The sequence below is a fragment of the Chitinophaga sp. 180180018-3 genome (genome assembly GCF_037893185.1).
Classification (GTDB): Bacteria; Bacteroidota; Bacteroidia; order Chitinophagales; family Chitinophagaceae; genus Chitinophaga.
Genome location: NZ_CP140772.1, coordinates 4658703 through 4683449, shown reverse-complemented (window position 1 = coordinate 4683449; position 24747 = coordinate 4658703). Strand labels below are relative to the sequence as shown.

Annotated in this window: 22 protein-coding genes; 10 read left to right on the top strand and 12 right to left on the bottom strand. The window is 47.3% G+C overall.

Annotated elements, in window-relative coordinates:
- The first annotated feature begins 5 nt into the window (after positions 1-5).
- Positions 6-1646 carry a RagB/SusD family nutrient uptake outer membrane protein gene (locus tag UNH61_RS18240; RefSeq protein WP_326993416.1) on the top strand — a complete coding sequence of 547 codons (1641 nt, stop codon included), beginning with the start codon at positions 6-8 and terminating at the stop codon, positions 1644-1646.
- Between the two features lie 13 nt (positions 1647-1659).
- On the opposite strand, the gene UNH61_RS18235 is transcribed toward UNH61_RS18240, so the two are convergent.
- Positions 1660-4353: a PHB depolymerase family esterase gene (locus tag UNH61_RS18235; protein ID WP_326993415.1), complete on the bottom strand. Its 2694-nt coding sequence runs from the start codon at positions 4351-4353 to the stop codon at positions 1660-1662.
- Positions 4354-4601: 248 nt separating this feature from the next.
- On the opposite strand from UNH61_RS18235, the gene UNH61_RS18230 reads away from it, so the two are divergent.
- From UNH61_RS18230 to UNH61_RS18215, 4 genes are read left to right on the top strand one after another with little or no spacing between them, the layout of a single operon-like run.
- Positions 4602-5723, top strand: a complete 1122-nt coding sequence (locus UNH61_RS18230) for an aryl-sulfate sulfotransferase (RefSeq protein ID WP_326993414.1) — start codon at positions 4602-4604, stop codon at positions 5721-5723.
- Between the two features lie 27 nt (positions 5724-5750).
- A complete protein-coding gene (locus UNH61_RS18225; protein WP_326993413.1) occupies positions 5751-6758 on the top strand; it encodes a c-type cytochrome in 1008 nt (335 codons plus the stop codon).
- A 52-nt stretch (positions 6759-6810) separates the two neighbouring features.
- A complete protein-coding gene (locus tag UNH61_RS18220; RefSeq protein WP_326993412.1) occupies positions 6811-7896 on the top strand; it encodes a Gfo/Idh/MocA family oxidoreductase in 1086 nt (361 codons plus the stop codon).
- A 3-nt stretch (positions 7897-7899) separates the two neighbouring features.
- Positions 7900-8286, top strand: coding sequence for a hypothetical protein (locus tag UNH61_RS18215; RefSeq protein ID WP_326993411.1), 387 nt, complete (start codon positions 7900-7902; stop codon positions 8284-8286).
- A gap of 7 nt (positions 8287-8293) precedes the next feature.
- Here the strand turns inward: UNH61_RS18215 and UNH61_RS18210 are convergent, their stop codons facing one another.
- From UNH61_RS18210 to UNH61_RS18195, 4 genes are all read right to left on the bottom strand, one after another.
- Positions 8294-9595 (bottom strand): TolC family protein, encoded by a 1302-nt coding sequence (locus tag UNH61_RS18210; RefSeq protein WP_326993410.1) that lies wholly within the window; start codon positions 9593-9595, stop codon positions 8294-8296.
- A 22-nt stretch (positions 9596-9617) separates the two neighbouring features.
- Entirely contained in the window at positions 9618-11183 is a 1566-nt protein-coding gene (locus UNH61_RS18205) for a DHA2 family efflux MFS transporter permease subunit (RefSeq protein WP_326993409.1), read from the bottom strand.
- A 1-nt stretch (position 11184) separates the two neighbouring features.
- Positions 11185-12252 carry an HlyD family secretion protein gene (locus UNH61_RS18200; RefSeq protein WP_326993408.1) on the bottom strand — a complete coding sequence of 356 codons (1068 nt, stop codon included), beginning with the start codon at positions 12250-12252 and terminating at the stop codon, positions 11185-11187.
- 338 nt (positions 12253-12590) lie between these two features.
- Positions 12591-13202, bottom strand: coding sequence for a TetR/AcrR family transcriptional regulator (locus tag UNH61_RS18195; protein ID WP_326993407.1), 612 nt, complete (start codon positions 13200-13202; stop codon positions 12591-12593).
- A gap of 227 nt (positions 13203-13429) precedes the next feature.
- Between UNH61_RS18195 and UNH61_RS18190 the strand changes: the two genes are divergently transcribed.
- Entirely contained in the window at positions 13430-13918 is a 489-nt protein-coding gene (locus UNH61_RS18190) for a hypothetical protein (RefSeq protein WP_326993406.1), read from the top strand.
- On the opposite strand, the gene UNH61_RS18185 is transcribed toward UNH61_RS18190, so the two are convergent.
- Complete coding sequence (locus UNH61_RS18185) at positions 13886-14287, bottom strand: AraC family transcriptional regulator (RefSeq protein WP_326993405.1); 402 nt, start codon at positions 14285-14287, stop codon at positions 13886-13888. The two genes, UNH61_RS18190 and UNH61_RS18185, sit on opposite strands and share 33 nt — an antisense overlap.
- 105 nt (positions 14288-14392) lie before the next feature.
- On the opposite strand from UNH61_RS18185, the gene UNH61_RS18180 reads away from it, so the two are divergent.
- Positions 14393-15259 (top strand): DUF4349 domain-containing protein, encoded by an 867-nt coding sequence (locus UNH61_RS18180; protein WP_326993404.1) that lies wholly within the window; start codon positions 14393-14395, stop codon positions 15257-15259.
- 20 nt (positions 15260-15279) lie between these two features.
- On the opposite strand, the gene UNH61_RS18175 is transcribed toward UNH61_RS18180, so the two are convergent.
- The 3 genes from UNH61_RS18175 to UNH61_RS18165 all read right to left on the bottom strand — a co-directional run bounded on the left by UNH61_RS18175 (position 15280) and on the right by UNH61_RS18165 (position 17491).
- Positions 15280-15975 (bottom strand): alpha/beta hydrolase, encoded by a 696-nt coding sequence (locus UNH61_RS18175; protein WP_326993403.1) that lies wholly within the window; start codon positions 15973-15975, stop codon positions 15280-15282.
- Between the two features lie 61 nt (positions 15976-16036).
- Positions 16037-16645 carry a Crp/Fnr family transcriptional regulator gene (locus UNH61_RS18170; RefSeq protein ID WP_326993402.1) on the bottom strand — a complete coding sequence of 203 codons (609 nt, stop codon included), beginning with the start codon at positions 16643-16645 and terminating at the stop codon, positions 16037-16039.
- 78 nt (positions 16646-16723) lie between these two features.
- Entirely contained in the window at positions 16724-17491 is a 768-nt protein-coding gene (locus tag UNH61_RS18165) for an MBL fold metallo-hydrolase (protein WP_326993401.1), read from the bottom strand.
- A 108-nt stretch (positions 17492-17599) separates the two neighbouring features.
- Here UNH61_RS18165 and lgt point away from each other — a divergent pair, with 108 nt between their 5' ends.
- Positions 17600-18415, top strand: coding sequence for a prolipoprotein diacylglyceryl transferase (gene lgt / locus UNH61_RS18160; protein ID WP_326993400.1), 816 nt, complete (start codon positions 17600-17602; stop codon positions 18413-18415).
- Positions 18416-18468: 53 nt separating this feature from the next.
- Entirely contained in the window at positions 18469-19269 is an 801-nt protein-coding gene (locus tag UNH61_RS18155; RefSeq protein ID WP_326993399.1) for a DUF4846 domain-containing protein, read from the top strand.
- Between the two features lie 29 nt (positions 19270-19298).
- On the opposite strand, the gene UNH61_RS18150 is transcribed toward UNH61_RS18155, so the two are convergent.
- Positions 19299-20867, bottom strand: a complete 1569-nt coding sequence (locus UNH61_RS18150; protein ID WP_326993398.1) for a DHA2 family efflux MFS transporter permease subunit — start codon at positions 20865-20867, stop codon at positions 19299-19301.
- A gap of 128 nt (positions 20868-20995) precedes the next feature.
- Here UNH61_RS18150 and UNH61_RS18145 point away from each other — a divergent pair, with 128 nt between their 5' ends.
- Complete coding sequence (locus UNH61_RS18145) at positions 20996-21973, top strand: AraC family transcriptional regulator (protein WP_326993397.1); 978 nt, start codon at positions 20996-20998, stop codon at positions 21971-21973.
- Between the two features lie 60 nt (positions 21974-22033).
- Here the strand turns inward: UNH61_RS18145 and UNH61_RS18140 are convergent, their stop codons facing one another.
- Both UNH61_RS18140 and UNH61_RS18135 read right to left on the bottom strand, forming a co-directional pair.
- A complete protein-coding gene (locus tag UNH61_RS18140) occupies positions 22034-22930 on the bottom strand; it encodes a metallophosphoesterase (RefSeq protein ID WP_326993396.1) in 897 nt (298 codons plus the stop codon).
- Between the two features lie 9 nt (positions 22931-22939).
- Positions 22940-24736 (bottom strand): RagB/SusD family nutrient uptake outer membrane protein, encoded by a 1797-nt coding sequence (locus UNH61_RS18135; protein WP_326993395.1) that lies wholly within the window; start codon positions 24734-24736, stop codon positions 22940-22942.
- Positions 24737-24747: the final 11 nt, after the last annotated feature.

Here is a 24747-nt window from a genome sequence, read left to right as displayed (position 1 = left end):
TCATTATGAAAAAATCAATCAAATATATAGGAACACTTGCGCTCGCTTTAACAGCAGCAGCGGCGTGTAATGAAAAGAATTTTCTGAGCCAGAACAATCCGAATCAAACTACAGATGCCAGCTTCTGGAAAAATGAGAACGACGTAAGTGCAGGGCTGGCAGCTACATATAGTCCCTTGCGTTCTTCCCTTTATGGCTACTGGGGCTCTTATCAGGGTATACAGGATATTAATACGCTGGGCGACGATGTATTCACACTGCCGGGTGAAGAAACCGGAACCTGGGCGGTGGCTACTTTTACCAACGATGAGAACAACGGCGACCTGGGAGCTATTTTCTCTAATACCTACCAGTGTATACATCGCGCCAATGTACTGTTAGGGAAGATCGGGAATGTTAATATCGACGATTCCAAAAAAGCCTTGTACATCGCCGAGGCCAAGTTCCTGCGCGGATTGGCTTACTACATCCTGGCGTCTAACTGGGGTGGTGTACCTATAAGAACTTCTCCTGTGGAAACAACCGATGGTTATGCCCTGGCCTGTAGTTCAAAAGAAGAGGTATGGAAACAGGTGATCAGCGACCTGACAGATGCTAAAGCCGGGTTGCCTGCAAAACGTGATTCCAAGGAACAGGGCAGGGCTACCAGCGGTGCTGCAGTTGCTTACCTGGGAAAAGCTTATATGTTCATGGAAGATTACGCCAAGGCAGAAGCTACCTTCGATCTGCTGACACAGAGCCCTTACAGCTACGACCTGGTTGACAATTTCGAAGACAACTATACCGATAAGAACGAATACAACGTAGAATCGATATTCGAATGGACCTTTGCACCATTGGGTAATCAGTATGGAGCGTGGAGCACAGAATCACCGAACTCGCCGATGTATAACTACCTGCCGCAATTCATAGGCCCGCCGGCAGGAGGTGGATGGTTTAAATATGTACCGTCTAACTACCTGGTAAATGAGTTTTTGAAAGAAAAACGACCAGCCGGTTCCGATACCAAATTCGATAAGCGTATGTATGCTACCCTGATGTGGAAATACTCCACACTGGGAGAAAAAGATACCACCTGGTACGATGGCCAATCCTTTGATGTGCTTTGGAATTCCGCTCTTTCCAAAACCAAGCGTTTATACCCGGATACTAAGCTGGATACCACTACCAACGGACGTTTCCTGATTAAGAAAGGCACCAGCGCCTGGCGTAATGTGAAGGATGCAGACAACTACTGGGGCGCTTCTCCTTCCACTGCAAACTACAGGGTATTCCGCTTTGCGGAAGTACTGCTGCTCCGTGCAGAAGCAGCCGCGCAGAATGGTAATCTCGGAAAAGCGATTGGTGATATCAACCGGATCCGCCGCCGCGCTGGCCTGGTCGATAAAACTGCCGCTGATCTGGCGGGAAAAACACAGGTAATGACGGAAATCGATCACCAGAAACTGCTGGAAATGTTCTTTGAACAAAACCGCGTGTATGACCTGAGAAGATGGTATAAAGATGCCGGCCAGTTGCAGGCTATGCTGACAGCCCACGAGAAGCAGGGCGCCAGCAGCTTTCAGGGTAAACATTACGTTTTCCCGATCCCGGCGAGTGAACTGAGATCGAATCCGAAAGCAACACAGAATCCAATCTGGAAATAACAAACAACCGGAACTAGTTGCCAGTAAATGGCAGCTGGTTCCAAAATTTATCAAAATATCCTTTCGCCAACACAGTACCGTTAACCCCATCTTTTATTTCATAATCATACCAGCCGGTTTCCTGTAAATCAAGATCTATTTCCCGGCTTAACGGATCGTTGGAACCTAGTAAAAGGATATACTTCTGAGCATTCAGCGGATTGGGATAAATCAACGTATACTCCAGATGGGCCCCCGCTATCTTTTGCTGGCCTATCACCATGGAATCTTTGAGAATCTTCACAGGAAGGGTGGGCGTCAGCAGACGTTTGATCATCGCATTGGTACCGGGATTGCCGATGAGTATCAGGTTATGATGCGCGATGTCATAAGGCGTAACCGCTACATCACGTTTCACCGGACAATCAGCGAAATTATTTTCCCGCCAGTTTTTAACGAATTTGTCAACAAGACTATCATTCACCGCATTTTCGCTTTTGCTGCCGGTTGTACCGCGTACCACTACGAAGCTCTCTTTAAAAAGATCGTTCACAGGGCCTTCCGTGCTGCTTGTCTTCTCCCGTAAATTAAAAACCTTTTTCCCCGGAACCGTTATCACAATCGTTTTTGTGGCATCCGGGAAATTGAAATAAGAGGTGTCGTTGTTGGTAGTGATCAGTAGTTTTTTCCCTGGGGCTACTTTAGGCATACCCGCTATGTCAACAGTATATCCGGCAATGTTTTTCGTGCTTACCTGTACCACATTATCTTTATAAACTGCTTTGATGTTAGCCTGCCGGTGTAAGGTATCCAGCCTGTTGATAGTAATCCAGTAGGCCTGATTATATTTTAGCTGGAAAGTAGAAAAATTAATTACTGCAGGCGGAGTAATTTCTTTCCCTTTGAAGAAGGAGAAGATATTATGCTGTATTATTTCTTCCGGATAAAGATCAAGAGAAGGTGTTTTAACAACGAGAGGTACGCTATCTAATACAATATCAGCACCAGCCCGTTTCGCAAGGTCAAACAGCCGCCGGGAAATATTGTAATCTGCTTTCTGATCGCCGGGGGCGTGACTGAGATAAATAGACACATTCCTGAAATTATTGGCGGACTTCAGGATGTTATTTTCTTTGACCCAGTCTTTCGGTGGACAAAAAGAATAATTATGCTGACCTGATTCGGTTTCGCAGGTGGTATAGCTGAGTTCGGGTCCTTCCACGCCAACTGCCGCAAAGAGAGAAGGATACCTGTTGGCGATCTGTAAGGAAAATAAACCTCCTGTACATATACCGTATAAGTATACACGATTTTTATTGATAGAATAATCCTGGCTTACTTTCCGGATCGCTGCAAAAGTAGAGGCCGATACTATCGGATTCAGGTTGTATTGCTCATGAATCCTTGAACTGGACCACAACACAGCATAGCCGAATTTATCTGCCAGTTGCATCATCGTTTCTATTTTTCCCAGATAGGCTACATGTGGTCCTTCTGCGTAAGGCATCTTGCGGTATACCCAGGGCATCACCACTACAAGGGGTATGAGCTGTCCTTTCTGATACGATGGGGGTAAATAAACCATGTAGTTTTCAATACTGCTGTCGATGGGGGAAAGATACCCGCGTAAATGCCAGCCTTTTTTATCCGCAAACAGATTGGGCTTACCCCTGTCGTTGATAATAGACTCGATTTCGTACAGTGTGATGGCGATTTTCCGGTATAACAGGTTGTCGAATTTATTCCGGATACCGAAATCCTCCAGGAAGCGGAACCGGGAAAGCAGGGTACGGGTGTTTATCCGGAAATCCTGGTCGCCTTTCACGGCTGCCAGTGTAGCAGAGTCTTTATTAAAAAGTGCATTATAGTTGCCCACTACAAATATCTCGCTGATAGTATCTGTTTTCGTGAGCACCTGGCATTTGTAAGCACCCGGCAACATACTGTCTACCGGGATTTTCCAGAAGGTATCGGCCGGAACTTTTGTTGTAAATACTTTTTGTTCATTGTTACTGAAGATATGTACCGCAGCGGAATCGCCCATCGTCGTGAAATGCGGATTGACCCTGATTTTCAGCGTATCCTTTGTGTTAATCAGACAGCTTTCAAGCAGGTCGCTTGCAAACAGATGCTGGTAAAACTCGCTGGCATATTTTACGGAGCTGATATTCAGGTAAAATGCCCAGCCCCTCGTAAGATTGTTGGATTTTACGACCACGGTGTTGTCACCTTTCTTCAGATGAACGGCCACTATATTGGTATTCCGCTGAAGTGACCTGGCATCATCTACCCGGAAACGCAGGGTTTTATTGACCCAGATTTTTACGCCATCATCGCTGCCGAGCAGGAAGGCTACATCCTGTTCTACAGGGCTTTTGATGGAAAATAAAACGTAACAGTTGGCTCCCTGAAGCGGGCCGAATAGCGCGCTGAGGTCTGCGTAATATCCTTTCGATTGATATACCTCATTTTTCAGCGAGCGGAAATTGTCATTGCTAAGGTCTTCTTCTTTTATTCCATACCTGGCAAGATCATTGGTGTCGATGCGATGTTTTTCACTGGTATCACCTGTAAAAGGTCCTATTAATATAAACCGGCTCACATTGATTTCTTCGCTGAAGTTGTCAGGTGAGGGGAGCGTGATAGTCGGGATATGATGGTTGTTGTTTGAACAGGCATACAGCAACATTAGCAAAACTGGCCATAGGGTGCTCTTAGATAGTTTCATAACGGGTTTGAGGGTTTGGATCTTCTTTTAAGATACACATATTGTTATAATATGTCAATGTTTGACTGAATTAAAAACACCGTCTTTTATTCTGATTAAAATCACTATCTTGTTACACTTAAACATCATCAGTAGTGATCGTGCGAAACATTGATTGCCGGCAATCTTTCGCCAGAATCCGGAACGTTATCAACCTCCGTCTGCATGTATAGATTCGGGTCACTGAACAATGAACAATTGTAATGCGAATGAAATTATACCGGTATCTTATCATTTTATTGGGCATCTATTCCTGTCAGCAGCATCACAAGAAGCCGCTTCCATATTGGGTGCAGGAAGGATTTAATCTCGATAACCCACAGCCGCAGTTGCCTGCTGGTTTCAAAGAAGGATATGTATTGCTGAGCCGTCGCGATGAACCGGGGGCATTATATCTGCTCGACGCCAACGGAAAAGTTGCCTGGTATCATCAGGTGAACGGCACCGGATTTAAAACGGCGCACTTTACAGAAAAGAAAACATTGCTTTGTATTCTCGGTGGTAAGGAATTTCCCACCAGTTATGGCAATGAAATCATGGAGTTGTCACTTTCAGGCGATACCCTGCTGCATTTGAAGAAAGGACAAAATGATTTTATTGCGAACGCACATCATGAAGTGTTACTCAGCCCGGGGAATAATATTGTGTTGCTCAGTACTGCCGAAAAACAATTCGACCTGAGTGCCCGGGGCGGCCACGATGCTGATACCGTCAGGAGCGACGCTATCCTGGTGCTGGACCGTCAGGGACACAAGGTGTGGGAATGGACCGTGTTTGATGCACTGGATCCCCGGGAAGACAAGGATATACTACGAACCCGTATGGACTGGATGCACGCCAACAGCCTGAGTTTCGACAAAGACGGCAATTACCTGATCTCGTTTTATAATAACGGACAAATCTGGAAACTGGACGCGCGTACCGGTAAGATCATCTGGAAATTCGGGCGGAACGGTGATTTTCAGCTACCCGATACCGCGGCCTTTGATATGGGGCATGCAGTACACCGCAATGAGAACGGCGACCTGATGTTGTTTGATAACGGGGTTTCCCGGCAGCAATCGCAGGTGCTGGCCTTTCATCTCGATGAGGCTTCCGGAAAAGCTACCGTTACCTGGCGTAGCCAGATTCCGTCCTATTTGTTCAACGACCGTATGGGCAGCGCCTACCTGGTAGATCACCAATACATACTGGCATGTTGTTCCAAACGGAATACCGTGTTGTTGACAGATAAAGCCGGAAAGCTGCTATGGCAGCTTCACTGCGCTTTTATTCCCTATAGGGCTGAATTTATATCCAAAGCGCTATTACCTGATTTTATCACCCATTAATTTTTAGGAAGACAAATAACAGTGCCAATGATGAAGTATCCCTTTCGTATTGTAAATAGTTGTTTCCTTGCCGCTACCATTGCGGTAGCTTTTTACGCCTGCCAGTCAGATGCAAAGAGTGAGGCCAAAGAAAAAACACCTGCAGTTAAAGCAGCTGTTTTATTACAGGCAGACAGTACCAAAATACCAACAGATAAATATGGCGAAGCCGTCAGGTATGGCCAGGAGCTGATGTATAACACCGCCTATTACATAGGGCCTGATGGCGTAAATGGTCATTACCTGGGCAATAAAATGAATTGTACCAACTGTCATCAAAATGGTGGTACCAAACCGTTTTCCTTCAACCTGATGGAATCGCATGAGCATTATCCTCAATACCGGGCGAGGGAAGGCAAAGTGCTCACTATGGCCGAAAGAGTGAATAACTGCGTGACAAGGCCGCATAACGGCCGGCCCTTACCGCTCGATAGTAAGGAGATGGTGGCTTTTCTGGCGTATTTTCGCTGGATCAGCAGTTTTGTTCCGAAAGATCAACCTTACAAAGGAGCTAAGAATCTGGAGATAGCATTGCCGGATATTGCTGCCAGCCCGGAAAGGGGAGAGCAGCTGTTTGTACAGCACTGTGCCCGTTGTCATGGTAAAGAAGGAGAAGGGCAGCTGCGCGAAGATAAAGTCACCTACGTATATCCGCCATTGTGGGGGCAATATGGTTATCAGCCAGGCTCAAGCATGCATCGCATTATCAAGCAGGCCCAGTGGCTGAAAGCAAACATGCCTTACGATAAAGCTACCTGGGATAAGCCGGTGCTGTCCGATGCAGAAGCGATGGATATCGCCGCGTTTGTAAACGACGACAGCCGCCATCATCGCCCGGATGTGAAAAGTTTCGATTACCCTCATATGGAAGAAAAAGCATTGGATTACGATAAAGGACCATTTGCAGATACTTTCTCTATCGCTGCGCATAAATACGGGCCTTATCAGCCAATTATTGATTACTGGAAGAAGAAGGGAATGAAAGCCAGTTATTAAGCGAACTGACGGTAACATTAGTAGAAACAGAACATATTTCCTAGATTTAGGAATGCGTTCTGTTTTTCTTTTTATACTGAGCCTGCTACTTTGCAGCAGTGCTTTCTCCCAGCGGCTTCGTGTAGCCGTTGCCGGAGTATCACACGGGCATGCCGGCTTTATTCTGGGTCGCCCGGATAAGGGCGATGTAGAGATCGTGGGTATATACGAACCCGATACGGCTGTTGCGAGGCTGCGTGCACGGCAATACCATCTGCCACAACGACTTTTCTATACGAACCTGCCCGCCATGCTGGATGCAGTAAAACCCGTTGCTGTATTGGCCTTTGGCGATATCAAATCCCATCGGGAAGTGGTAGCTGCCGCTGCGCCCAGAGGCATTCATATCATGGTAGAAAAACCGCTGGCTACCACGGTGCAGGATGCCGTGTTCATGGATTCGCTGGCCCGGCGCCATAATGTACGGCTGCTGACAGATTATGAAACCAGCTGGTACCCTTCTGTTGCCAAAACCTTACAGCTGGTGGAAGACAGCAGCTACGCCGGAAAAGTAAGAAAAGTAACGGTGAACGACGGGCACCAGGGGCCTAAAGAAATTGGCTGCGGACCTGAATTCCTGGCCTGGCTCACCGATCCGGTACTCAACGGGGGAGGAGCATTGATGGACTTTGGCTGCTACGGCGCCAACCTCATGACCCGCCTGGCGAAAAATCGTATGCCCGTTTCCGTTACCGCCGCGGCCCGGCATTTCAAGCCGCAGATTTATCCTAAAGTAGAAGACGATGCTACCATACTCGTGGATTATGGCGATATGCAATGCACTATACAGGCCTCCTGGAACTGGAGTTTCAGCCGGAAGGATATGGAGGTGTATGGCGACAAAGGCAGCCTCGTGGCGGCCGACAAATACACATTGGTGCAACGGAACGATGAAAGAAAGCCGGCTCAGACGAGGCATGTAACAGCAACGGATATACGCGTATATGAAGATCCGTTCAGTTACCTGATTGATGTATTAAACGGAAAGGAAAAAATGCCGCCTTATGGTTTATATGCACCGGAGAATAATGTAATAGTGGTGCGCATACTGGAGGCAGCGCGGGAATCGGTACGTACAGGTAAAACGATATATTTGTAGGCAATGGGACCCATGCGATATACCTGCGGGCAATGCGGAGAAACGGATTATTTCAGTCCCGCTGCGATGACGCAGCCACAGATAACCTGCAAACACTGTGGCCATACAACCGTGAATCCACCTGAAACCATTGAAAAGATAAGCCTGATGATACGGCAGACCGATTGGGCTGCCGGTTTTGCATCTTTGCTGATGGATCTGGAAGAAGCGCTGCATATCACCTATGAAGATGAAGAGTTTCCTGAACTGTTTGTAACTCCCCGTCAGCTGGCGGCTGTTACCCGGAAAAAGATGAACAACGTTGCAACTGAAGAAGAAATAATAGCAATGATTGCAGCGATAGGTAAGATACCTATCGCTGATCCCGACATGCCGCTGGAAGTGAATTAAGCGTGCTCTAAAATCCGTTGATCGCCTTCCTGTACCTGATTTGCGCCATCAGGTATTCGTACGCCGATTTGATATATTGTTCTTCTGCATTGTTAATGGATCTTTCTGTTTCCAGCAGGTTGTCGTAAGAGAAACTGCCCAATGTAAATTCCGCTTGTTGCTGTCTGAATATTTTTTCCGACAACTCGTAGTTTTTCTGTGTTGTTTGCATGCTGCGCAAGGCATTGTTCAGGGCCGTTGCCGTTTGCTGTATTTCAAATTTTACGTCTGCTGTTTGCTGGAGCAGCCGGGCCGATAGTTGCTTCGACTTTAGCTGGTATTGTTGTATGTCGTGATGATTTTTGATATTTCCTGAAATGGGGATGCTGATTTTAACGCCTGCGTAGCTAAAGGGCATCCACCATTCCTGTTGTGTATATTTGAAATCGTTGTAGAGGTATTGCTGGGAATAGTTAGCAGTCAATGCAATAACCGGGATGGCATATTGAAATGCTTTCCTCAGCTGCAACCGGTTACCGGTTTCCTCGAGATGTAGTTGCTTTATTTCAGTGCGGTTGGCATATTGGCTGTCATCCGCAATTATCGGTTGTCCGTTGTTGCGGAGTGTATCCGTTAGCGTTATACCGGTGGTATCCGGCAGATTCATCTGGTATTTTAACTCATTCATCGCAAGCAGATAATCCTGGCTCGTATTCATGCAGATGAGTTTTGCATTTTCCAGATCCAGCTGCGCCCGCAGGTAATCAGTTTCAATGAGTGCTCCCTGTTTGTACCTGCCTTCCGCAAGGGTATAATATTTCCCGAAGCGCCACTCGTTGTGAAGCGCAATTTCCTGCTGCAGTTTTTTCAGCAATACATTGTAATAGGCCGTGGCAATCAGTACCGAGATATTGATTTCGTCGGCCCGGTTACGCTCGCGTTGCAGTTCCAGCTGGGTGCGGGCAATGCTGATATCTGTATTTATCGACGGTTGCAATACCGGCTGATCCAGGGAAACCCCAAATATAGTAGCGTTTTTTGCGCCCAGCGCCAGCAGTTTGGGCTTGTCGAGCCCGCCGAAACCAGCCGGCACAAAAGTAGCCTGCAGCTGTGTATTGTATCGGACGGAGCCATCGACCCTGATATCCGGGATCCAGGCTTTACGGTTCTTCTGCAGGGTATTACTGCTTATAGAGATGTTGTATTTATTGGCTTGCATATCGTAACGGTTAGCCAGCCCGGTGGATATCGCTTTTTGCAGACTTAGTTTTTCCTGGGCCCGGGTGTTCATCGTGGCGGCAAGGCATATGATGAGGAAGATCTTCTTCATGTAATTGTGTTTAAAGTCTTGATCAATGAGCATCCATCACGGCAGCACCCTTCGCTGGCTGATGCCGTATCATGAGTATAACTGGTACAGCCAGCAGCATCAGCAGGCCTACCATCATAAATCCGTGATTGTAGCTCACCAGCAGCATTTGTTTCTGGAGAGCAGCATCGGTGAGCTGCCAGGCCAGTTGCTTGGCTTCATCAGGCCCGTAGCCATTTCCGGACATTCCTTCGGCAATGCTGTTCACATAGGAGGTACTGACCGGGTTATAAGGACTGATGGCGGAAATCATGTTGTTCCGCACGAAGGCATTTTCATGACTGATATAAATATTCATGAGTGCTACACCCACTGCACCACCCAGTTGGCGGAGCATATTCGATAAGCCTACCGCCTGCGCCAGATCCTTGCCGGTAAGTCCGGCCGTTGCCAGTCCCAGCACCGGCATCACCATCATCACAGCGCCAACACCTCTCAGCATGAATGGCCAGAAGAAATGGCGCCCGTTGGAATCGGGCGAGGAAAAGGAAAGCATTACCAGGTATATCACCGTCAGCGCCAGGCCGGTGAGAATAATGACCTTGGGATGGAGCCCTTTCTCAGTGGTTTTCCTGGCAATCATCATCCCTACAATGGTCATCAGCATACCAGGGATCATGAAAGCACCGGTTTGTGTGGCTGTCCAGCCCAGCGATACCTGTACGAACAATGGAAAGATGAACAACGTGCCGGTCATGATAATGCCTACAATCAGGTTCATCAGGCTGCCCATAGCCAGGTTGAAGTTTCGGTACAGCCGCAGGTTCACGGCCGGATAATCTATACTGAATTCCCTTATAACAAAGGCAATCAGTCCAATCATCGATAATATAAAGAAGAATGTGATCTCGCTGCTGGCGAACCAGTCGGCGGTAGTACCTTCTTCCAGTATATACTGAAGTGATCCCACACCTATCGCAAGGAAAATAATACCTGCCAGATCGATACGCGGTTTTTCCACCCCGGGGAGATCTTGTACGTATTTCCACGAAAGGAAGGCCGCAATTACGCCGATAGGCACATTGAGGAAGAAGATCCAGTGCCAGGAGAAATTGTCGGTGATATAGCCGCCAAGTACGGGGCCGAAGGAGGGTCCGAGTATGACACCCAGACCGAAAACCATTAAGCCGGTGGTACGTTGTTCCGGTGGAAAGGCATCCATGATGATGCTTTGAGCGGTCGACAATAAGCCGCCGCCGCCTATGCCTTGTATGAAGCGCCAGCCCACCAGCACCCACAGGCTGGTGGAACAGCCACACATAAAAGACGATAGCGTAAAGATGGCAACGGAGCAGGTGAAATAAAGCTTCCGGCCAAAGAGATTCGATAACATCCCCGACAACGGAATAACAATGACATTGGCGATACTGTAAGCAGTAATCACCCAGGCGATTTCGGTAGTAGTAGCGCCTATATTGCCGCTGATTTCCCTTAGTGATACGTTTACCACGGTTGTGTCAATCAGCTCAAGCATGGCGCAGGAAACGGCGGTGGCCAGCAAAATCCATCTGGCAGCGCCGGTAGGGTAGGTGAGTGCAGGAGTATTCATATTACCTGATGTTGATCTTTACAAAAGCGCTTAGTCCCGGGAACAGGGAACTGATGCGAGAGGCAGCCATGTTATCAATAGCGATCCGAATGGGAAATCGCTGCGTGATTTTGATAAAATTACCGGTGGCATTGTCAGGTGGGAGCAGGGAGAACTTTGCACCGGTAGCACCGGAAAACGAGGCTACGCGGCCCGATAGCGGGGTGTCGGGATAGGCGTCCAGTGTGATTTCGACTGGTTGCCCGGTTTTTATCTTCCTGAGTTCTGTTTCCTTAAAATTAGCTGTCACCCAGATGTTACGGGTATCGATGAGGGCAAAGAGCGTTTGGCCGGCGCTTACATATTGCCCTTCTTTAATGCTTCGTTTAGTGACAAATCCATCGAAGGGTGCGAGTACACAGGCATGGCTCAGGTCATCCTCAGCGAGTTTCAGTTCAGCGCGGCGTTGCTGCACGAGTGCCTGGGTCGCGGAAATCTGGCGGTGTTCTGCCCGGGCCTGTATTTCCAGTCCTGCTGAGGTGGTCGACGTACTTTTTTCGCGGCTGACGGCTTTTTCATAGTCGGCTTTTGCCAGCAACCATGCGGTTTTTACAGCTTCCTGCTGTTGTTGGGTAGTAGCCCTGATACTGAGCAGTGCGGTGGAACGATCCATGTCGTGGCTGGCTTTATCCAGGTTCGCTTTTGCGGCAGCAATGGTTTGCTGATCTGATACCGTGTTCAGCAGCGAGGCATTGGCATTGCGGCTGCTGGCAAGGGCGCGCAGATCAGCAGTGTTGAGGTTTTGTGCTGCATTTTCCAGTAAGGCAACAGCCTGTTGTACTTTAGCGGCTAATGCAACCGTATTGAGTATTACCAGGGTATCTCCCTTTTTCACCGGCTGGTTATCACTGAACCGGATGGCTTCTACCCAGGAGGTGACCCCGGAACGGATGGCAACGATGTCACCGTCGACCTGCGCGTTATCGGTACTGGCGTAGGCCCTGTCCTTTATAATGAAGTAGGCACCGGTGCCTGCTGCAATGGCGATGACGGCGGAGAGAATGAATAGCCGTATGTGCTTCTTTTTCATAAGAGATGTTTATTCGTTTGATGGCATTGGATATTATGGTGTTTTGTTTCTGTCGATAGTTATTGGGGGATGATTAAATTCCGACCGTTCGGTATGTAACCGCGCATAAAAAGACAAATCTCTCCCCGGCCGGCAGGGAGTTTTTCCTACGGGCAAAAAATCTTCATAAATAATATCTAAATTCCGACCGTTCGGTATGTGAACCTGTCTTAAAAAAGGAATGGCGTATCCATTCCATTATATCAGACGCAAACGGCGTGCTTATGGCCGCCGGATAATCCCCATCATAAATATCTATTCCATTATATCAGATGCAAACTAACAAACATCTTTACCGGCTATTCCCTTCCGGAAAGCATCTTATACAATCCCTCCCAAAGCGGTATCAGTTCTTTCTGTATACGATCCAGCGACCCGGAAACGATGGTGTTAACTCCCAGTCCATCGCCGACATATACAAACATCTTCGCTACCTGGGCGTCTGTCATCTGAGTTTTTATTTCGTTTTTTTTCCTGGCGATTTTCACGATCTCCGTCCATGCCCTGATTTCCTCCCGTTGCCTTATCAAATGTTCTTCCCTGAATTTCGGCAATATCTTCATCGCATCGAAGATGAGCATGTAATGGTTGCTGACAAAGCTCTTCTGGCCATCTGCCCCAACTGCATATTTTGCTTCCTTCATTTTCCGATCCATATACGCCAGGTAGCCAATATAAAAATCACGCAGCGATTCTTTGGAGAACTGTTCGTATTTCACCGTCATCATATCTCCATAGAAGAAATTAATCACTTCTTCAAAAACCTGTTCCTTACTGCTGAAATAATGATAGAATGCGCCTTTCGACATACCCGTTTCTGTCACTATCTCTTTCATGGTTACCTCTTTGAAATTCTTCTGGAGAAATAATTTCAACGAAGTAGTCAGTATATGCTCTCTCGTATCATTCATTGTAAACCGACCATTTGGTATGTAAAAGTAGGCTTTAAATTCAAGCTACCAAATTTTTTTTTCGGGCAGGATAAAATATCATTTCCCTGCTATATACAATATGATGCCATTCAATAATCTTTACGTTTTTTTCCGGCACTCGTTTTTTTAGGCTAAAGAAATCGTAACTTATAGTATAAACAGAGTAGGCGTTAACGTTATTTCATGTTAAGTGAAAAAATGGCACTATGAAATTTAACTGTTTCTATATTGTTATCCTCATTATGACAGCCGGATTTCCAAATACTGTTGTCCGCGCTCAGCAACCGCTTTTTTTTAATAACACCTATCAGCAACTGACCCGTTTTATTGATTCTGCGCTGGCCCCGATGAGAGGCGGTACAGCGAGTCTGGCTTTTTCAATGAAAGCAGAAATAGAGCAGGGTGCTATCGTTAAGCTCGACTGCTCTACGAACGTAGCCAGTGATCTTAAACCACGCCTGTTTCATCTGAAAGAAGTGGACATAAAATGGAATAAATTTACCGGTAAAAGCGGCCACTATTACGTGATCATACCGGTGTATTTTATTATGGAGCATACGACGGGGAAGGTGCAGGTGAATTCGAAGACGGAGTTCACCAATGGATTTTATTTCGATGATGGCGACCTGTTTGATAACAGGGTGTTGAATAATTATTACTTTCTAAAACCGATCTACCTGCAACGCTACCTCTGACAGCTGCTGCCTGTATTGCGAAGGCGTCACACCTTCGAACCGTTTGAAGAATTTAGTGAAATTGGAATTATCGAACGTCAGTTTCCCGGCGATGGATGCAATGCTCAGCCCGGGATCCTGCAACATCTTCCTGGCTTCTTCCATCACACGGTTCTCAAAAAAATAGCAGGGCGCATAACCTGTATGTAACTTAATCGTATTACTGAGATGCACCGGATGAATAAACATCAGTGCCGCAAAATCCCGGATGTGATACATCCGGTCTGCCTCGCCTGTCAGGATCTGATCTATATGTTTATTCACGGCTGCGATGAACGCTTCGGTGATGGCTGCTTTTCTCGTCTGGTATTTTTGCGGAAGTACTGGCATAATGTAAATGATAATAAAGATACACCAATTTTACATGTTCCGCATTTTAACAAATTGGAAAGGTTACCTTTTTCCGGTAAATGTATAAAGGGTAAATTTCCTGTTATGCGCCTATCATTCTATTACCTGGGTATACCCCTGTTGGCACTCTGTGCCTGCTCCAATATGAAGGAATCTGATCTGGTAAAAGCAATGGCATCCACGGCAGACTCCACTGCCTTTGCACAGGATATCAGTACCAGTCTTAATTCCGGCTCCCGCAAAAGAATTAAATCGGCCGACGTGCGATGTCGTGTCAGCAATGTATTTGCCGCTACCTCCAGCATAGAGCAGCTTGTTAACCGGCTGGATGGTGTGGTAGTAGAAAGTAATCTGCAGAATGAATCTGTGGCGCATTACAGTCTGCCTTATTCGGTGGACTCTATCAAGAGCGTACAGCTATATACTCCGGTAGCAACCCTAACATTGCGGGTGCCGGAAGATAAGCTGGATTCAGTTGTTTATTCACTCACTGCTATGGCTGCTTTCATTGATCATCGCATAAAGAAGAATGAAGATGCAACGATGAAATATCTGGCCAATGCACTGAGAAATGAACAGCGCGGGAAGAGCGCTGCCAACGAAAAAGTAGTGCCTGCAAAAAACGGTACTGCGGTGGATGTAGCCGAGTACAAAGACAATCAGGATGCAGCAGTTGTGAATCGCCGGGTGGAAAACCTTTCCATACTCGACCAGGCGGCGTATTCCACCTTTACCGTACAATTGTTTCAACCACAGGTAGCAGATGTTCAGATACTATTCAACCCCGACAGAGCGAGTCGTGCCGGATTTGGCACGGAGCTGGCTACTTCACTGCGCACGGGCGCGGAAGTGCTGCGCAATATCCTGCTTTTCTTCGTGAGCATCTGGCCTTTTGTGATTGCAGGAATCGTTGGTTGGGTAGGATATAGGAAGCTGAGAGTTAAGCATTGAAAATAAGGCATGAAGAATGATCAATTCTTCATGCCTTTCAGAAACTCTTCCAGCACCTGATTGAACTCCTCAGGTTTTTCCATCATTGGGGCATGTCCGCACTGCGTCAGCATCACCAGCGTGGCATCCGGCAGCAGTCGCTGGAATTCGCGCGCAACATCCGGTGGCGCTATTTTGTCATCTTCTCCCCATATCAGTAAAGTATTAACGGGTATTTCGGGTAATAAAGCACCTACGTAATTTCTTTGCGCCGACTTAGCCATTTTCACGATGTTATAGCATTTCCTTGCATTGGAAGTAGTCTGGAATACTTCTGCTACCAATGCATCTGTGGCAGTGGCAGGATCATAGAAAGTGTATTCCACCCTTTCCCGTATATAAGCGTAGTTGCCGCGTTTGGGATAGCTGCCCATACTGGTATTTTCGTATAACCCGGAGCTGCCGGTCAGCACCAGTTTAGCAACCGTATGAGGATGCCGGTGAGCATAAAGAATAGCAATATGTCCGCCAAGGGAATTTCCAACAAGTATTACATTACTGAGCCCGGCGGCAGAGATATAGTTTTCGAGAAATTGTAGCAGGAATTCGAGGTTGTCGCCTGAATGCTGATCATATATAGGCAATGGAGGAATGTGAATATCATAGTTCGTCTGAAAGTGTCCAACAACGCCTTCCCAGTTACTCAGCCCGCCGAATAGTCCATGCAATAAGATCATGCTTTGCTTCATATCTTTTTTGAGACAAAGCTATAGTGCCGTTAACACATCTTCCGTGATCTCAATCACAAAAGTTCCGGCTCTGATCCAACAGGTATAAACGTGCCCGGCTGAGGGCTTCCCGGCTGATATAAAGGTACCTGGCGATATTGGTCAGGGAAATCTTCTGAATAATGGCGGGCCGGCGCTCCAGCAGAAATTTATAACGCTGCAACGGGCTTTTAAGTGAAAGTATATATTGGTGTTCCGATTGCTGTTCCATGAGCTCCTGGTACAACTGAAGATTCACATGCAGTAAATTCATATGGAGATCATACAAGGGCTGCAGCTTTTTGATATTGATTCTCAATATTACTGCATCCTCCATCGCAATGATACTAACTGCAGAGGGAGCTTTTTTATTATAGCTTTCGCAATTAGCCAGGAAGTCATTAACAAAACCGAATTTTATAATCTTTTCAGACCCTTCCTCATCCTGTATGGCAAATTTAAATATCCCGGAAATGACAAATGCCGAATAGCGCGCTACCTTACCATAGCGAAGAAAGGCATCTCCCTTTTTAATATGTTTTACGGTGGCAATAGTGTCCAGCAGCTGCCATTCCGCAGGGGATACAACCGGGTATTTCTTCATCAGACCTTCGTACCAGTGAGGCAGGTTGTGGTTCATTGGGTCAAAATTTCAGAGCAAATTAGGAAGATTTTTGGAAAAGAGTTACGGAAGAACAACACTAAACTATCATGATGCTCAAATTGTGATTCTATACACAGCTGTTTCCGCATATCTCGACGCTACCACTATATTCGTTCCGGCTGCATGCTGATCGAACAGTGCTTTCACGAGCTCGGGGTTGTTGTTATCGCGCGAGAGGTGAGAGAGCAACAGATGACTCATGAAAGGCGGCCGGTGAGTGGTGAATACTTCAAGGGCCTGGCGGTTCGATAAGTGCCCTTTACCACCTCTGATCCGGTTCTTCAGGTAATAGGGATACCGGCCTTTTTCCAGCATATCCTCGTCATAGTTAGCTTCGAGAAAGGCCGCATGACATTGCTGAAAATGCCGGATCAGGTGTTCACAGGGAGCTCCGATATCCGTGAATATGCCGATGGTCACTTCATTCCCGGCTACTACGAAACTATGCGGCTCAGAAGCATCATGATGCTTGGGAAAGGCCGTTACTGCAAGTCCACCTACCTGTATGGGGTCGTAGGCAGAAAACGACCTTACAAACTGCTCGTCAAGGTTAAGGCCGCCATGCACCATGGTGCTGTTGGTGATATAAACCGGGAGCCGGTATTTCCTGACGAGTACCGCTACTCCACGGATATGATCTATATGTTCGTGTGAAATGAATATGGCTTTTACCTTATTCATCGTAAGCCCCAAACGGGCCATGCGCTTTTCCGTTTCCCGGCAGGAGATGCCGGCATCTATCAAAACTGCCTCTTCTTCGTTACCGATATAATAACAGTTCCCGTTGCTTCCCGAATTCAATGATGTAATAAACAGCGACATGAACGCAAAGTTAAAGTTTCAGCAGGAGATTTAAATAACCATGTTAAATGGAATTTTTTATCTATGTTTACATTTATGCAACATTGTTGCGTTTTTATTGAATGTTATATGATGATGTTTTTATATTGGGGAATATCGCCGGAAATATTTCACATCGGCGGATTTGCGCTGCGCTATTATAGTGTGGGATTTATGCTGGCGTTTATCAGCGCTTACGGAGTACTGACTGCCGTTTTCCGCCGGGAGCGGATAGCTCCTGCGTTGTTAGACCGGCTATTGATATACATCGTGGCGGGAACGCTGGTAGGCGCGCGCCTGGGGCATTGCCTGTTCTACGACTTCGACTGGTATAAAGAGCATCCATGGGAAATAGTATTGCCTTTCAGATGGGGTGCAGACGGATTTCATTTTACAGGTTACGAAGGCCTGGCCAGTCATGGTGGAGCTATCGGGATCCTGGTGACGGCGTGGTTATTTGCACGGCGGTATCAGATGTCTTATACCTGGCTGCTGGACCGGCTGGCGATGGTAGTGCCGCTGGCAGGATGTTTTGTCCGCATCGGTAATTTTTTTAATTCGGAGATTATTGGTATTCCCACCAAACTGCCATGGGCAGTGGTTTTTAGCAGGGTAGACCAGCAGCCCAGGCATCCGGCCCAGTTGTATGAAGCCTTCTGTTACCTGCTTATTTTCGTTTTTTTATGGTACTGCTATAAAAGAAACGCCCGGCCTGGCATCCTGTTAGGATACCTGCTGGTATTGGTTTTCAGCGCCCGCTTCCTGATCGAGTTTGTGAAGGAAGATCAATCTGCCTTTGAGCATGCATGGCTGCTGAACATGGGACAGCTGCTGAGTATACCAATGATTGCTGCCGGTATTTGTTTATTGTTTGCCGGTTGGTATAGGAAGAAAACAACGGCGTAAAAATTTTTTATGGAAAATCAGGAAGATGGCATCTAACAGGGAAATTCATTGTTATGTACCTGACACGGATCTTTCTGCTTGTATATGTTTTATTGAATGGCCTTTGTTTTCATCTTGCTGCACAGCCACGGACCATTGCCAGTATCCCGCTGCCACCGGGCTTTAAGCGGGTGGAGCAGCCGGCCGGTAGCTTCGGCGCCTGGCTGAGAAGCCGCCCCCTGAAAAAAGATAATACGGTATATCTCTACGATGGTCGTCTTAAAAGGAACCAGACGGCACAATATGCAGTCATGGACATCTCCGTTGGAAAAAAGGATCTGCAACAATGTGCAGATGCGGTAATACGTTTGCGCGCCGAATACCTGTACGACTCCGGCGCCTACGATAAGATCGCCTTTCATGCAACCGACGGTTCATTGATGGATTACCGCAGCTGGATGCAGGGATACCGTTTTCGCCTCAAGGGCCAACACCTGGCGAAAGTGAAAGCAGCCACTCCATGCAGCAACAGTGCCTGTTTTGCGGCTTATCTTGAAACTGTTTTCAGTTGGGCCGGCACGTTGTCGCTCAGCAGGGAACTACTACCGGTAAAGGATACACGCAATATAACTCCCGGCAATGTATTTATCAGGGGAGGAGCCCCCGGCCATGCAGTAACCGTGGTGGATGTAGCTCAGAATGCAGCCGGACAACGGATTTTCCTGCTGGCGCAGAGCTATATGCCGGCGCAGGATATACATGTATTAAAGAATCCTGCTGCTGCCAGCCCCTGGTATGCCGCAGGATTTACCGGGAAGATGGTAACGCCGGAGTGGGTGTTCGATGCGGGCGAGCTGGCAGCGTTTAGCCGTTGACGTTTAGTATGCTGCTGTTGTTTTTAAAATCAATGTACATCTGCCACTATTGCTTTCTTTCTGTTCTTTATCAGTAACACAAACGGAGCGCATACCAGAAATAATAAACCTATAGTCGTATATACGTCCATGTAAGATAGCAGCGTAGCTTGTTTATTCACGACGTTATCCATTAGTTTATAACTATTTTTCCATGCCATATCTTGTGTGAATCCTTTGGATAAAAAGGACGTGTGCATACTATGCAGCCGGCCAGATACTACGGGATCAGCCAGATTCAGATGACTGACAAGATCTGTACGATGCAAAGCATTGCGTTGGGTGATATAGGTGGTGATGATAGCAATGCCAAAAGAACCGCCCAGTTGTCGTAACATGCCGGTGAATGCCGCGCCCTCCGCAATTTCATGTGTCTTTAATGTAGAGAAGGCAATAGCGCTCACAGAGAGCAGTATCATATTCAATCCGAAATACCGGAATACCAGCACGAAGAAGAATACGTTGAAACCGGTATCGGGCGTAAGTATCCGGGAACTCATGTAGCAGTTGCCGAAGAAAAGTATCATGCCGGCAAACATCACATACTGCGGCCGGATACCAGATTTTAACAATCGGGTGGTAAGCGGGAAAATCAACAGGCTCGATAATGAAGTAACGCATACCAGCAAACCGGCATCCGTAGCGGGCCACCCCAGTTGCGACTGGGTGAACAGCGGCACAATAAACGTAGAGCCATAGGAGCCAAAGCCATAAATGAAAGAGAATAAAGTGCCTGCTGCCAGCGTGCCATTCTTTAATACCCGCAGTGCTACAATAGGATGATCATATGTCCACTCACGCCAGATGAAGAAAAATATGCCCATACCCGCTACCACCGATAATATCGTAATGAGGTGGCTGCTAAACCAGTCTTCTTCCTGTCCCTTCTCCAGCACAAACTGCAACGCGCCTACTGCAGCCGCGAGCAACAGGATGCCCAGCCAGTCGACCTGTTTGGCGGACATCTTATTGCCATATTGCGGTGAGCGTACAAATTGCAGGGTCAGTAAAGCCGCTAAAATGCCAAGCGGAATATTGATATAAAAGATATAAGGCCAGCTGTAGTTGTCGATGATATAGCCACCGATCAGCGGGCCCATCGCCGGACCAATAATGACGCCCATCATGTAGATAGCGTGTGCCTGTCCTCTTTTTTCGATGGGATATGATTCGGTAATAATGGTCTGAGAAGTAGCCAGCAGTGCGCCACCACCCATACCCTGGAAAAAGCGGAAGGCGGCAAGTGTCCAGATGCTATTGGCCTGGCCACATAGCAGCGAGCATATGGTGAAGATGAGGATGGAGCCGGCGAAATAATTCCGTCGCCCAAACTGCCGGGATAACCAGCTGGTCATTGGTATAATGATCACATTGCCGATACCATAAGCGGTTACTACCCAGCTGACTTCTGATAATGTTGCGCCCAGGTTGCCCTGCAGATCATTCAGCGCCACATTCACGATAGTAGTATCCAGTAGTTCAAGTATAGAGCAAAGCATGGCCACCAGTGTAATAATCACCCTTCTGTAGCCGTATTCAGTCATGGAGGCTGTGTGCATCTTTGTTGATTTAGACAGCAAAGTTGAAGCAGGGGCAACGGGAAATAGTTTGAAGAAGGGATTAAAAGGTATGCAGGGAGTATTTTTTCGGAAGAATACCGATCTTTGAGGATCGTAAAGGAAGAACTATGTATGCAACCACATTGGAAAAGTACGGGATCCTGGCTGAAACCGGCCATACGAAAGGGATGAAGGAACAATATTATACCATGAAGCCGGAAGATGGATGGGCCGGCAATGGTTCTTATACCTCACTTGACGGAATTGATGTGCATTACAGCCAGGTGTCTGCATTACAGACTATGCGGGTGGATCTTGTTTCGCCGGATGATTTTGTGGAAATGCATTTTTCCCTCAGCGGCCGGCTTGCTGCGAAAAGTCCTGTATTAAGGCATCTCAGTACGTTTGATCAGTTGCAGCATAACCTGTTTGCCGTGCCGGCTAATAGTATCACCAATTACGACTACCAGGTATCCAATGAGCCGGTGGCTATGCTGGAGATACTTTTCAGGAAGGAATATTTTGAATCCATCATGCATGAGCAATCCGCGTTGCATAATACTGTGCTGGATCATATCGCCCGCAAAAAAATGATGGCCGCGGACCAAAGGCATGCAGGCATTACCCCTCAAATGCTGTCGGTACTGAGTGATATTATTTATTGCAAGCGTACCGGCTACTACAAAAAAATATTCCTGGAAGCCAGAATTATGGAGCTTTTCCTGTTGCAGACAGAGGTACTTGAAGAACGGTCCGGACGAAGCGGATGTAATTTTCTGTCTGACTTTTCTGCTGATGTAGATAAGATATATTTTGTGAAGGAGATGATAGACAAAGATCCTATCGCTGATTATTCCCTGATAGGTCTTAGCAAAAAAGCGGGCCTTAACACATTCAAGCTGAAGAAAGGATTTAAAGAGGTTTTTGGAGAAACCGTGTTTGGATATATACAGGATCTGAAAATGGAGAAAGCCCGGAGAATGTTGCTGGATGAGGGAATGCAGGTGAGTGAAGTGGCATATGTGCTGGGCTATAACAGTCCTAATAATTTCAGCACAGCTTTCAGAAAAAAGTTTGGTTTAACTCCCGGAAAGATGAAACAGTAGCAATTAATTTTTTAAAAATGCAACGAAGATAATGATATCTCCGCTGCATTTCTCTAAAGACTAATAGTTATGTTTTATATACTCATTCTCCACCTTTCCATCTTCATATAACTTCAGAATAGCATAGCCGGGAGGTGTTTCGAGATAATATCCTTCTCCTGCAGACTCCTTATCTCCTTTTCCCCACCAGTAGCCACTCATAGCGCCATTACAGCAATAGCGCACATCGTTATAAACGGCGTTGTCTGACAGATGATTATGGCCGCTAAGACATATCTTAACTTTATCGCGGTGTTGATAGAAGAGTGATTTCAGTTTCTGGTGATCGCTGTGGCCGCCGCCTACCAACACGGGAGTAATGCCAAGGATGGGGTAGTGCGACATTAACAGTGTGGGAGTGCCCGCTGGTAATTGTTGCAGATCCTGCTCCAGCCATTTATACTGTTCTTCATCCAGCGACACGTTTTCGTTGTTGCCGTCGAGGATGATAAAATGCCAGCCCTTGCGGTTGAAGCTGTAGTAGCGGTGCGGAATATTCAGCCGTTTCACGACGTAGTCTTTACCGTACATGCTATCGTCTTTGGAAGGAGCTTTCCACCAGATATCGTGATTGCCGATACAGCTGTAGATGTCGTAAGATTTCAGCCCGCTGATACAGTCATCCCATACACCCCATAGCTGGGTAACTCTTTCGCGCTTCACGTTATCGTAAGAGGCATCGAAGATAGCGTCGCCTCCATTGAGAAAGAAATCAATCTTTTTCTTTTTGATTTCTTCCAGGCATTTCTTAAAACGTGCCGGTGCATCCAGGTCTTCCCGTATATGCACATCCGTTATATGTGCTATCGTGAGCACCGGGCCCTTTTTCCCATTGTTCGCTGCCTTTAAGGCTGCCGGTCCCAGCAGGGTACCGGCAGCCATGAGGCCTCCTTGTTTCAGGATGTCTCTTCTATTCATAGATGTTATTTATTGCCAGCCGAATATTTGCGTCAGTTTCGGATTGAGCGCCACTTGCGTATAAGGAATGGGGCAGTAATAGTATTGCGGTTCCTTGAAAGTACGTTTAGTGGTTTCCGTTACCAACGTGCCGCCAGCGTTACCATTTCTCAGGTATACGGTGACGTTGTCGCCGAAGTTTCCAGCTTTATAGTATACCAGTATAACGCCCAATGAGTTCTTTTCTTTCTTGTCGTCTGTTGGTATATCCTGCCCTTTGTCGATGAGAATGATATCTTCAATTCCATCGCCGGTCATATCGTATTTCCCCAATCCCGGGAAGAACATGCCTTCGGGAATATTTTCCAGCAGTTTGCCGGCGTGCCACCTCATCAGGTCGGCGAAGCGGTAGCCTTCGAGCGCATATTCTACCCTTCTTTCCCTGCGTATTTCCAGGATAGCACCTTTCATCGCATCGGTAACATCCGGGTATTGGGCAGCCAGCACCGGATCAGGATTGGCAAGGGCTACGCCGAGGTTCAATGATGGCATGCCAGCGCGGGCACGCAGCAGGTTGATGGATTTATCGAGGTCACTCTGTGTGAGCGTGTTCATTTCCGCTTTTGCCTCAGCATAGGTGAGGAGTGCTTCTGCATAGCGGTATACCGGGAAGTCGGCACTTCCGGTAACCACCGCATCGGTGCTGTTGATATATCCTTTCAACTGATGGTAGCCGCTGAAATTCTTGTTCAGGCGCTGTATATAAGGTTTGGTATCTCCGGCTCTCACAAAGCCCGGTCCTGCCAGTGTTTGCGCCATACGCGGATCGCGGTTGGCGAATTCCTGAACGAAGATCATTTTGTCGTAGCCCGGAACATCGGTGAAACGGCTGCCGTCTTTCATCAGGTAGGTCTGCACCAGGTCGTGCGACGGAGATTGCTCATAGTCGCCGAATACCGTACCGTTTACGTTGCCACTCAAACCTTTGTTCAGATCGAATGGACAGGTAAGGATCACTTCTTTGTTCTGAAGCAGATCCTGGCTGGAGAACAGGGTTGCATAATCCTGATCGGGCTTGCCGGTGTTATAGATGGCGAAGTTGCCAGAGTTCATGATATCCTGCGCCTGTGCGCGGGCGCTGTCGAGAAACCGTGCGGCGGTGGCAGCAAGATTTAGCTCAGGGTGATACTTGCGGAAAGTACCTTCAAACAGGGCAAACCGGGCATACAGCATTTTGGCGGCCCACAGCCCGGGTGTGCCTGTTGGCACTTTGGCCCTTACATGCTGTGCGGCGAAGGAAAGGTCGGCCATGATGCTGTCTACTACCATTGCCCTCGGATCCCGTCCTTTAAACAGTTCCGGATCGCTGGGATTGAGCGCCCTGCCATACCAGGGAACATCGGAGTAACGGAGTATTTTATCGAAATAGAAACGTGCCCTGTAAAACCTTGCCACTCCGGCGTAGTGATCTTTTACGTCCTGTGTTACCGGGGTTTTACCACAGTTGTCGAGAAAGTAATTGATATCCCTCAGCCTGCCCCAGTCCCAGCCAGAGGTGATACTCTGGGAGCTGGGGGTGCCCGTCATAATGTTTTTAATTTCCATGTTGCCGGTGGTGGCGGAGTTGTCACTGTTCTGATCTCCCAGGTAACTACCGGTACCGGGCAAACTGAGCAATCCGTTTACATACAGGCTCAGGTCCTCTTCTGATTTGAAGAACAGCTCAGGAGAAATGGTGGTCTGCGAATAGCGATCCAGGAAGTCTTTCTTACAGGCGGAGCTGACGATCAGCATTCCGGCCAGGATATAATAAGTAATTTTTTTCATGTCAGATGGTT

What these genes read in the sequence shown, in the direction of transcription:
- UNH61_RS18215 (WP_326993411.1), top strand. Translation starts at nt 7,900, where the DNA reads ATGGGACCCATGCGATATACCTGCGGGCAATGCGGAGAAACGGATTAT.
- UNH61_RS18225 (WP_326993413.1), top strand. Translation starts at nt 5,751, where the DNA reads ATGATGAAGTATCCCTTTCGTATTGTAAATAGTTGTTTCCTTGCCGCT.
- UNH61_RS18180 (WP_326993404.1), top strand. Translation starts at nt 14,393, where the DNA reads ATGCGCCTATCATTCTATTACCTGGGTATACCCCTGTTGGCACTCTGT.
- UNH61_RS18230 (WP_326993414.1), top strand. Translation starts at nt 4,602, where the DNA reads ATGAAATTATACCGGTATCTTATCATTTTATTGGGCATCTATTCCTGT.
- UNH61_RS18175 (WP_326993403.1), bottom strand. Translation starts at nt 15,975, where the DNA reads ATGATCTTATTGCATGGACTATTCGGCGGGCTGAGTAACTGGGAAGGC.
- UNH61_RS18235 (WP_326993415.1), bottom strand. Translation starts at nt 4,353, where the DNA reads ATGAAACTATCTAAGAGCACCCTATGGCCAGTTTTGCTAATGTTGCTG.
- UNH61_RS18200 (WP_326993408.1), bottom strand. Translation starts at nt 12,252, where the DNA reads ATGAAAAAGAAGCACATACGGCTATTCATTCTCTCCGCCGTCATCGCC.
- UNH61_RS18185 (WP_326993405.1), bottom strand. Translation starts at nt 14,287, where the DNA reads ATGCCAGTACTTCCGCAAAAATACCAGACGAGAAAAGCAGCCATCACC.
- UNH61_RS18170 (WP_326993402.1), bottom strand. Translation starts at nt 16,645, where the DNA reads ATGAACCACAACCTGCCTCACTGGTACGAAGGTCTGATGAAGAAATAC.
- UNH61_RS18195 (WP_326993407.1), bottom strand. Translation starts at nt 13,202, where the DNA reads ATGAATGATACGAGAGAGCATATACTGACTACTTCGTTGAAATTATTT.
- UNH61_RS18240 (WP_326993416.1), top strand. Translation starts at nt 6, where the DNA reads ATGAAAAAATCAATCAAATATATAGGAACACTTGCGCTCGCTTTAACA.
- lgt (WP_326993400.1), top strand. Translation starts at nt 17,600, where the DNA reads ATGATGATGTTTTTATATTGGGGAATATCGCCGGAAATATTTCACATC.
- UNH61_RS18150 (WP_326993398.1), bottom strand. Translation starts at nt 20,867, where the DNA reads ATGCACACAGCCTCCATGACTGAATACGGCTACAGAAGGGTGATTATT.
- UNH61_RS18165 (WP_326993401.1), bottom strand. Translation starts at nt 17,491, where the DNA reads ATGTCGCTGTTTATTACATCATTGAATTCGGGAAGCAACGGGAACTGT.
- UNH61_RS18190 (WP_326993406.1), top strand. Translation starts at nt 13,430, where the DNA reads ATGAAATTTAACTGTTTCTATATTGTTATCCTCATTATGACAGCCGGA.
- UNH61_RS18145 (WP_326993397.1), top strand. Translation starts at nt 20,996, where the DNA reads ATGTATGCAACCACATTGGAAAAGTACGGGATCCTGGCTGAAACCGGC.
- UNH61_RS18210 (WP_326993410.1), bottom strand. Translation starts at nt 9,595, where the DNA reads ATGAAGAAGATCTTCCTCATCATATGCCTTGCCGCCACGATGAACACC.
- UNH61_RS18155 (WP_326993399.1), top strand. Translation starts at nt 18,469, where the DNA reads ATGTACCTGACACGGATCTTTCTGCTTGTATATGTTTTATTGAATGGC.
- UNH61_RS18205 (WP_326993409.1), bottom strand. Translation starts at nt 11,183, where the DNA reads ATGAATACTCCTGCACTCACCTACCCTACCGGCGCTGCCAGATGGATT.
- UNH61_RS18140 (WP_326993396.1), bottom strand. Translation starts at nt 22,930, where the DNA reads ATGAATAGAAGAGACATCCTGAAACAAGGAGGCCTCATGGCTGCCGGT.
- UNH61_RS18135 (WP_326993395.1), bottom strand. Translation starts at nt 24,736, where the DNA reads ATGAAAAAAATTACTTATTATATCCTGGCCGGAATGCTGATCGTCAGC.
- UNH61_RS18220 (WP_326993412.1), top strand. Translation starts at nt 6,811, where the DNA reads ATGCGTTCTGTTTTTCTTTTTATACTGAGCCTGCTACTTTGCAGCAGT.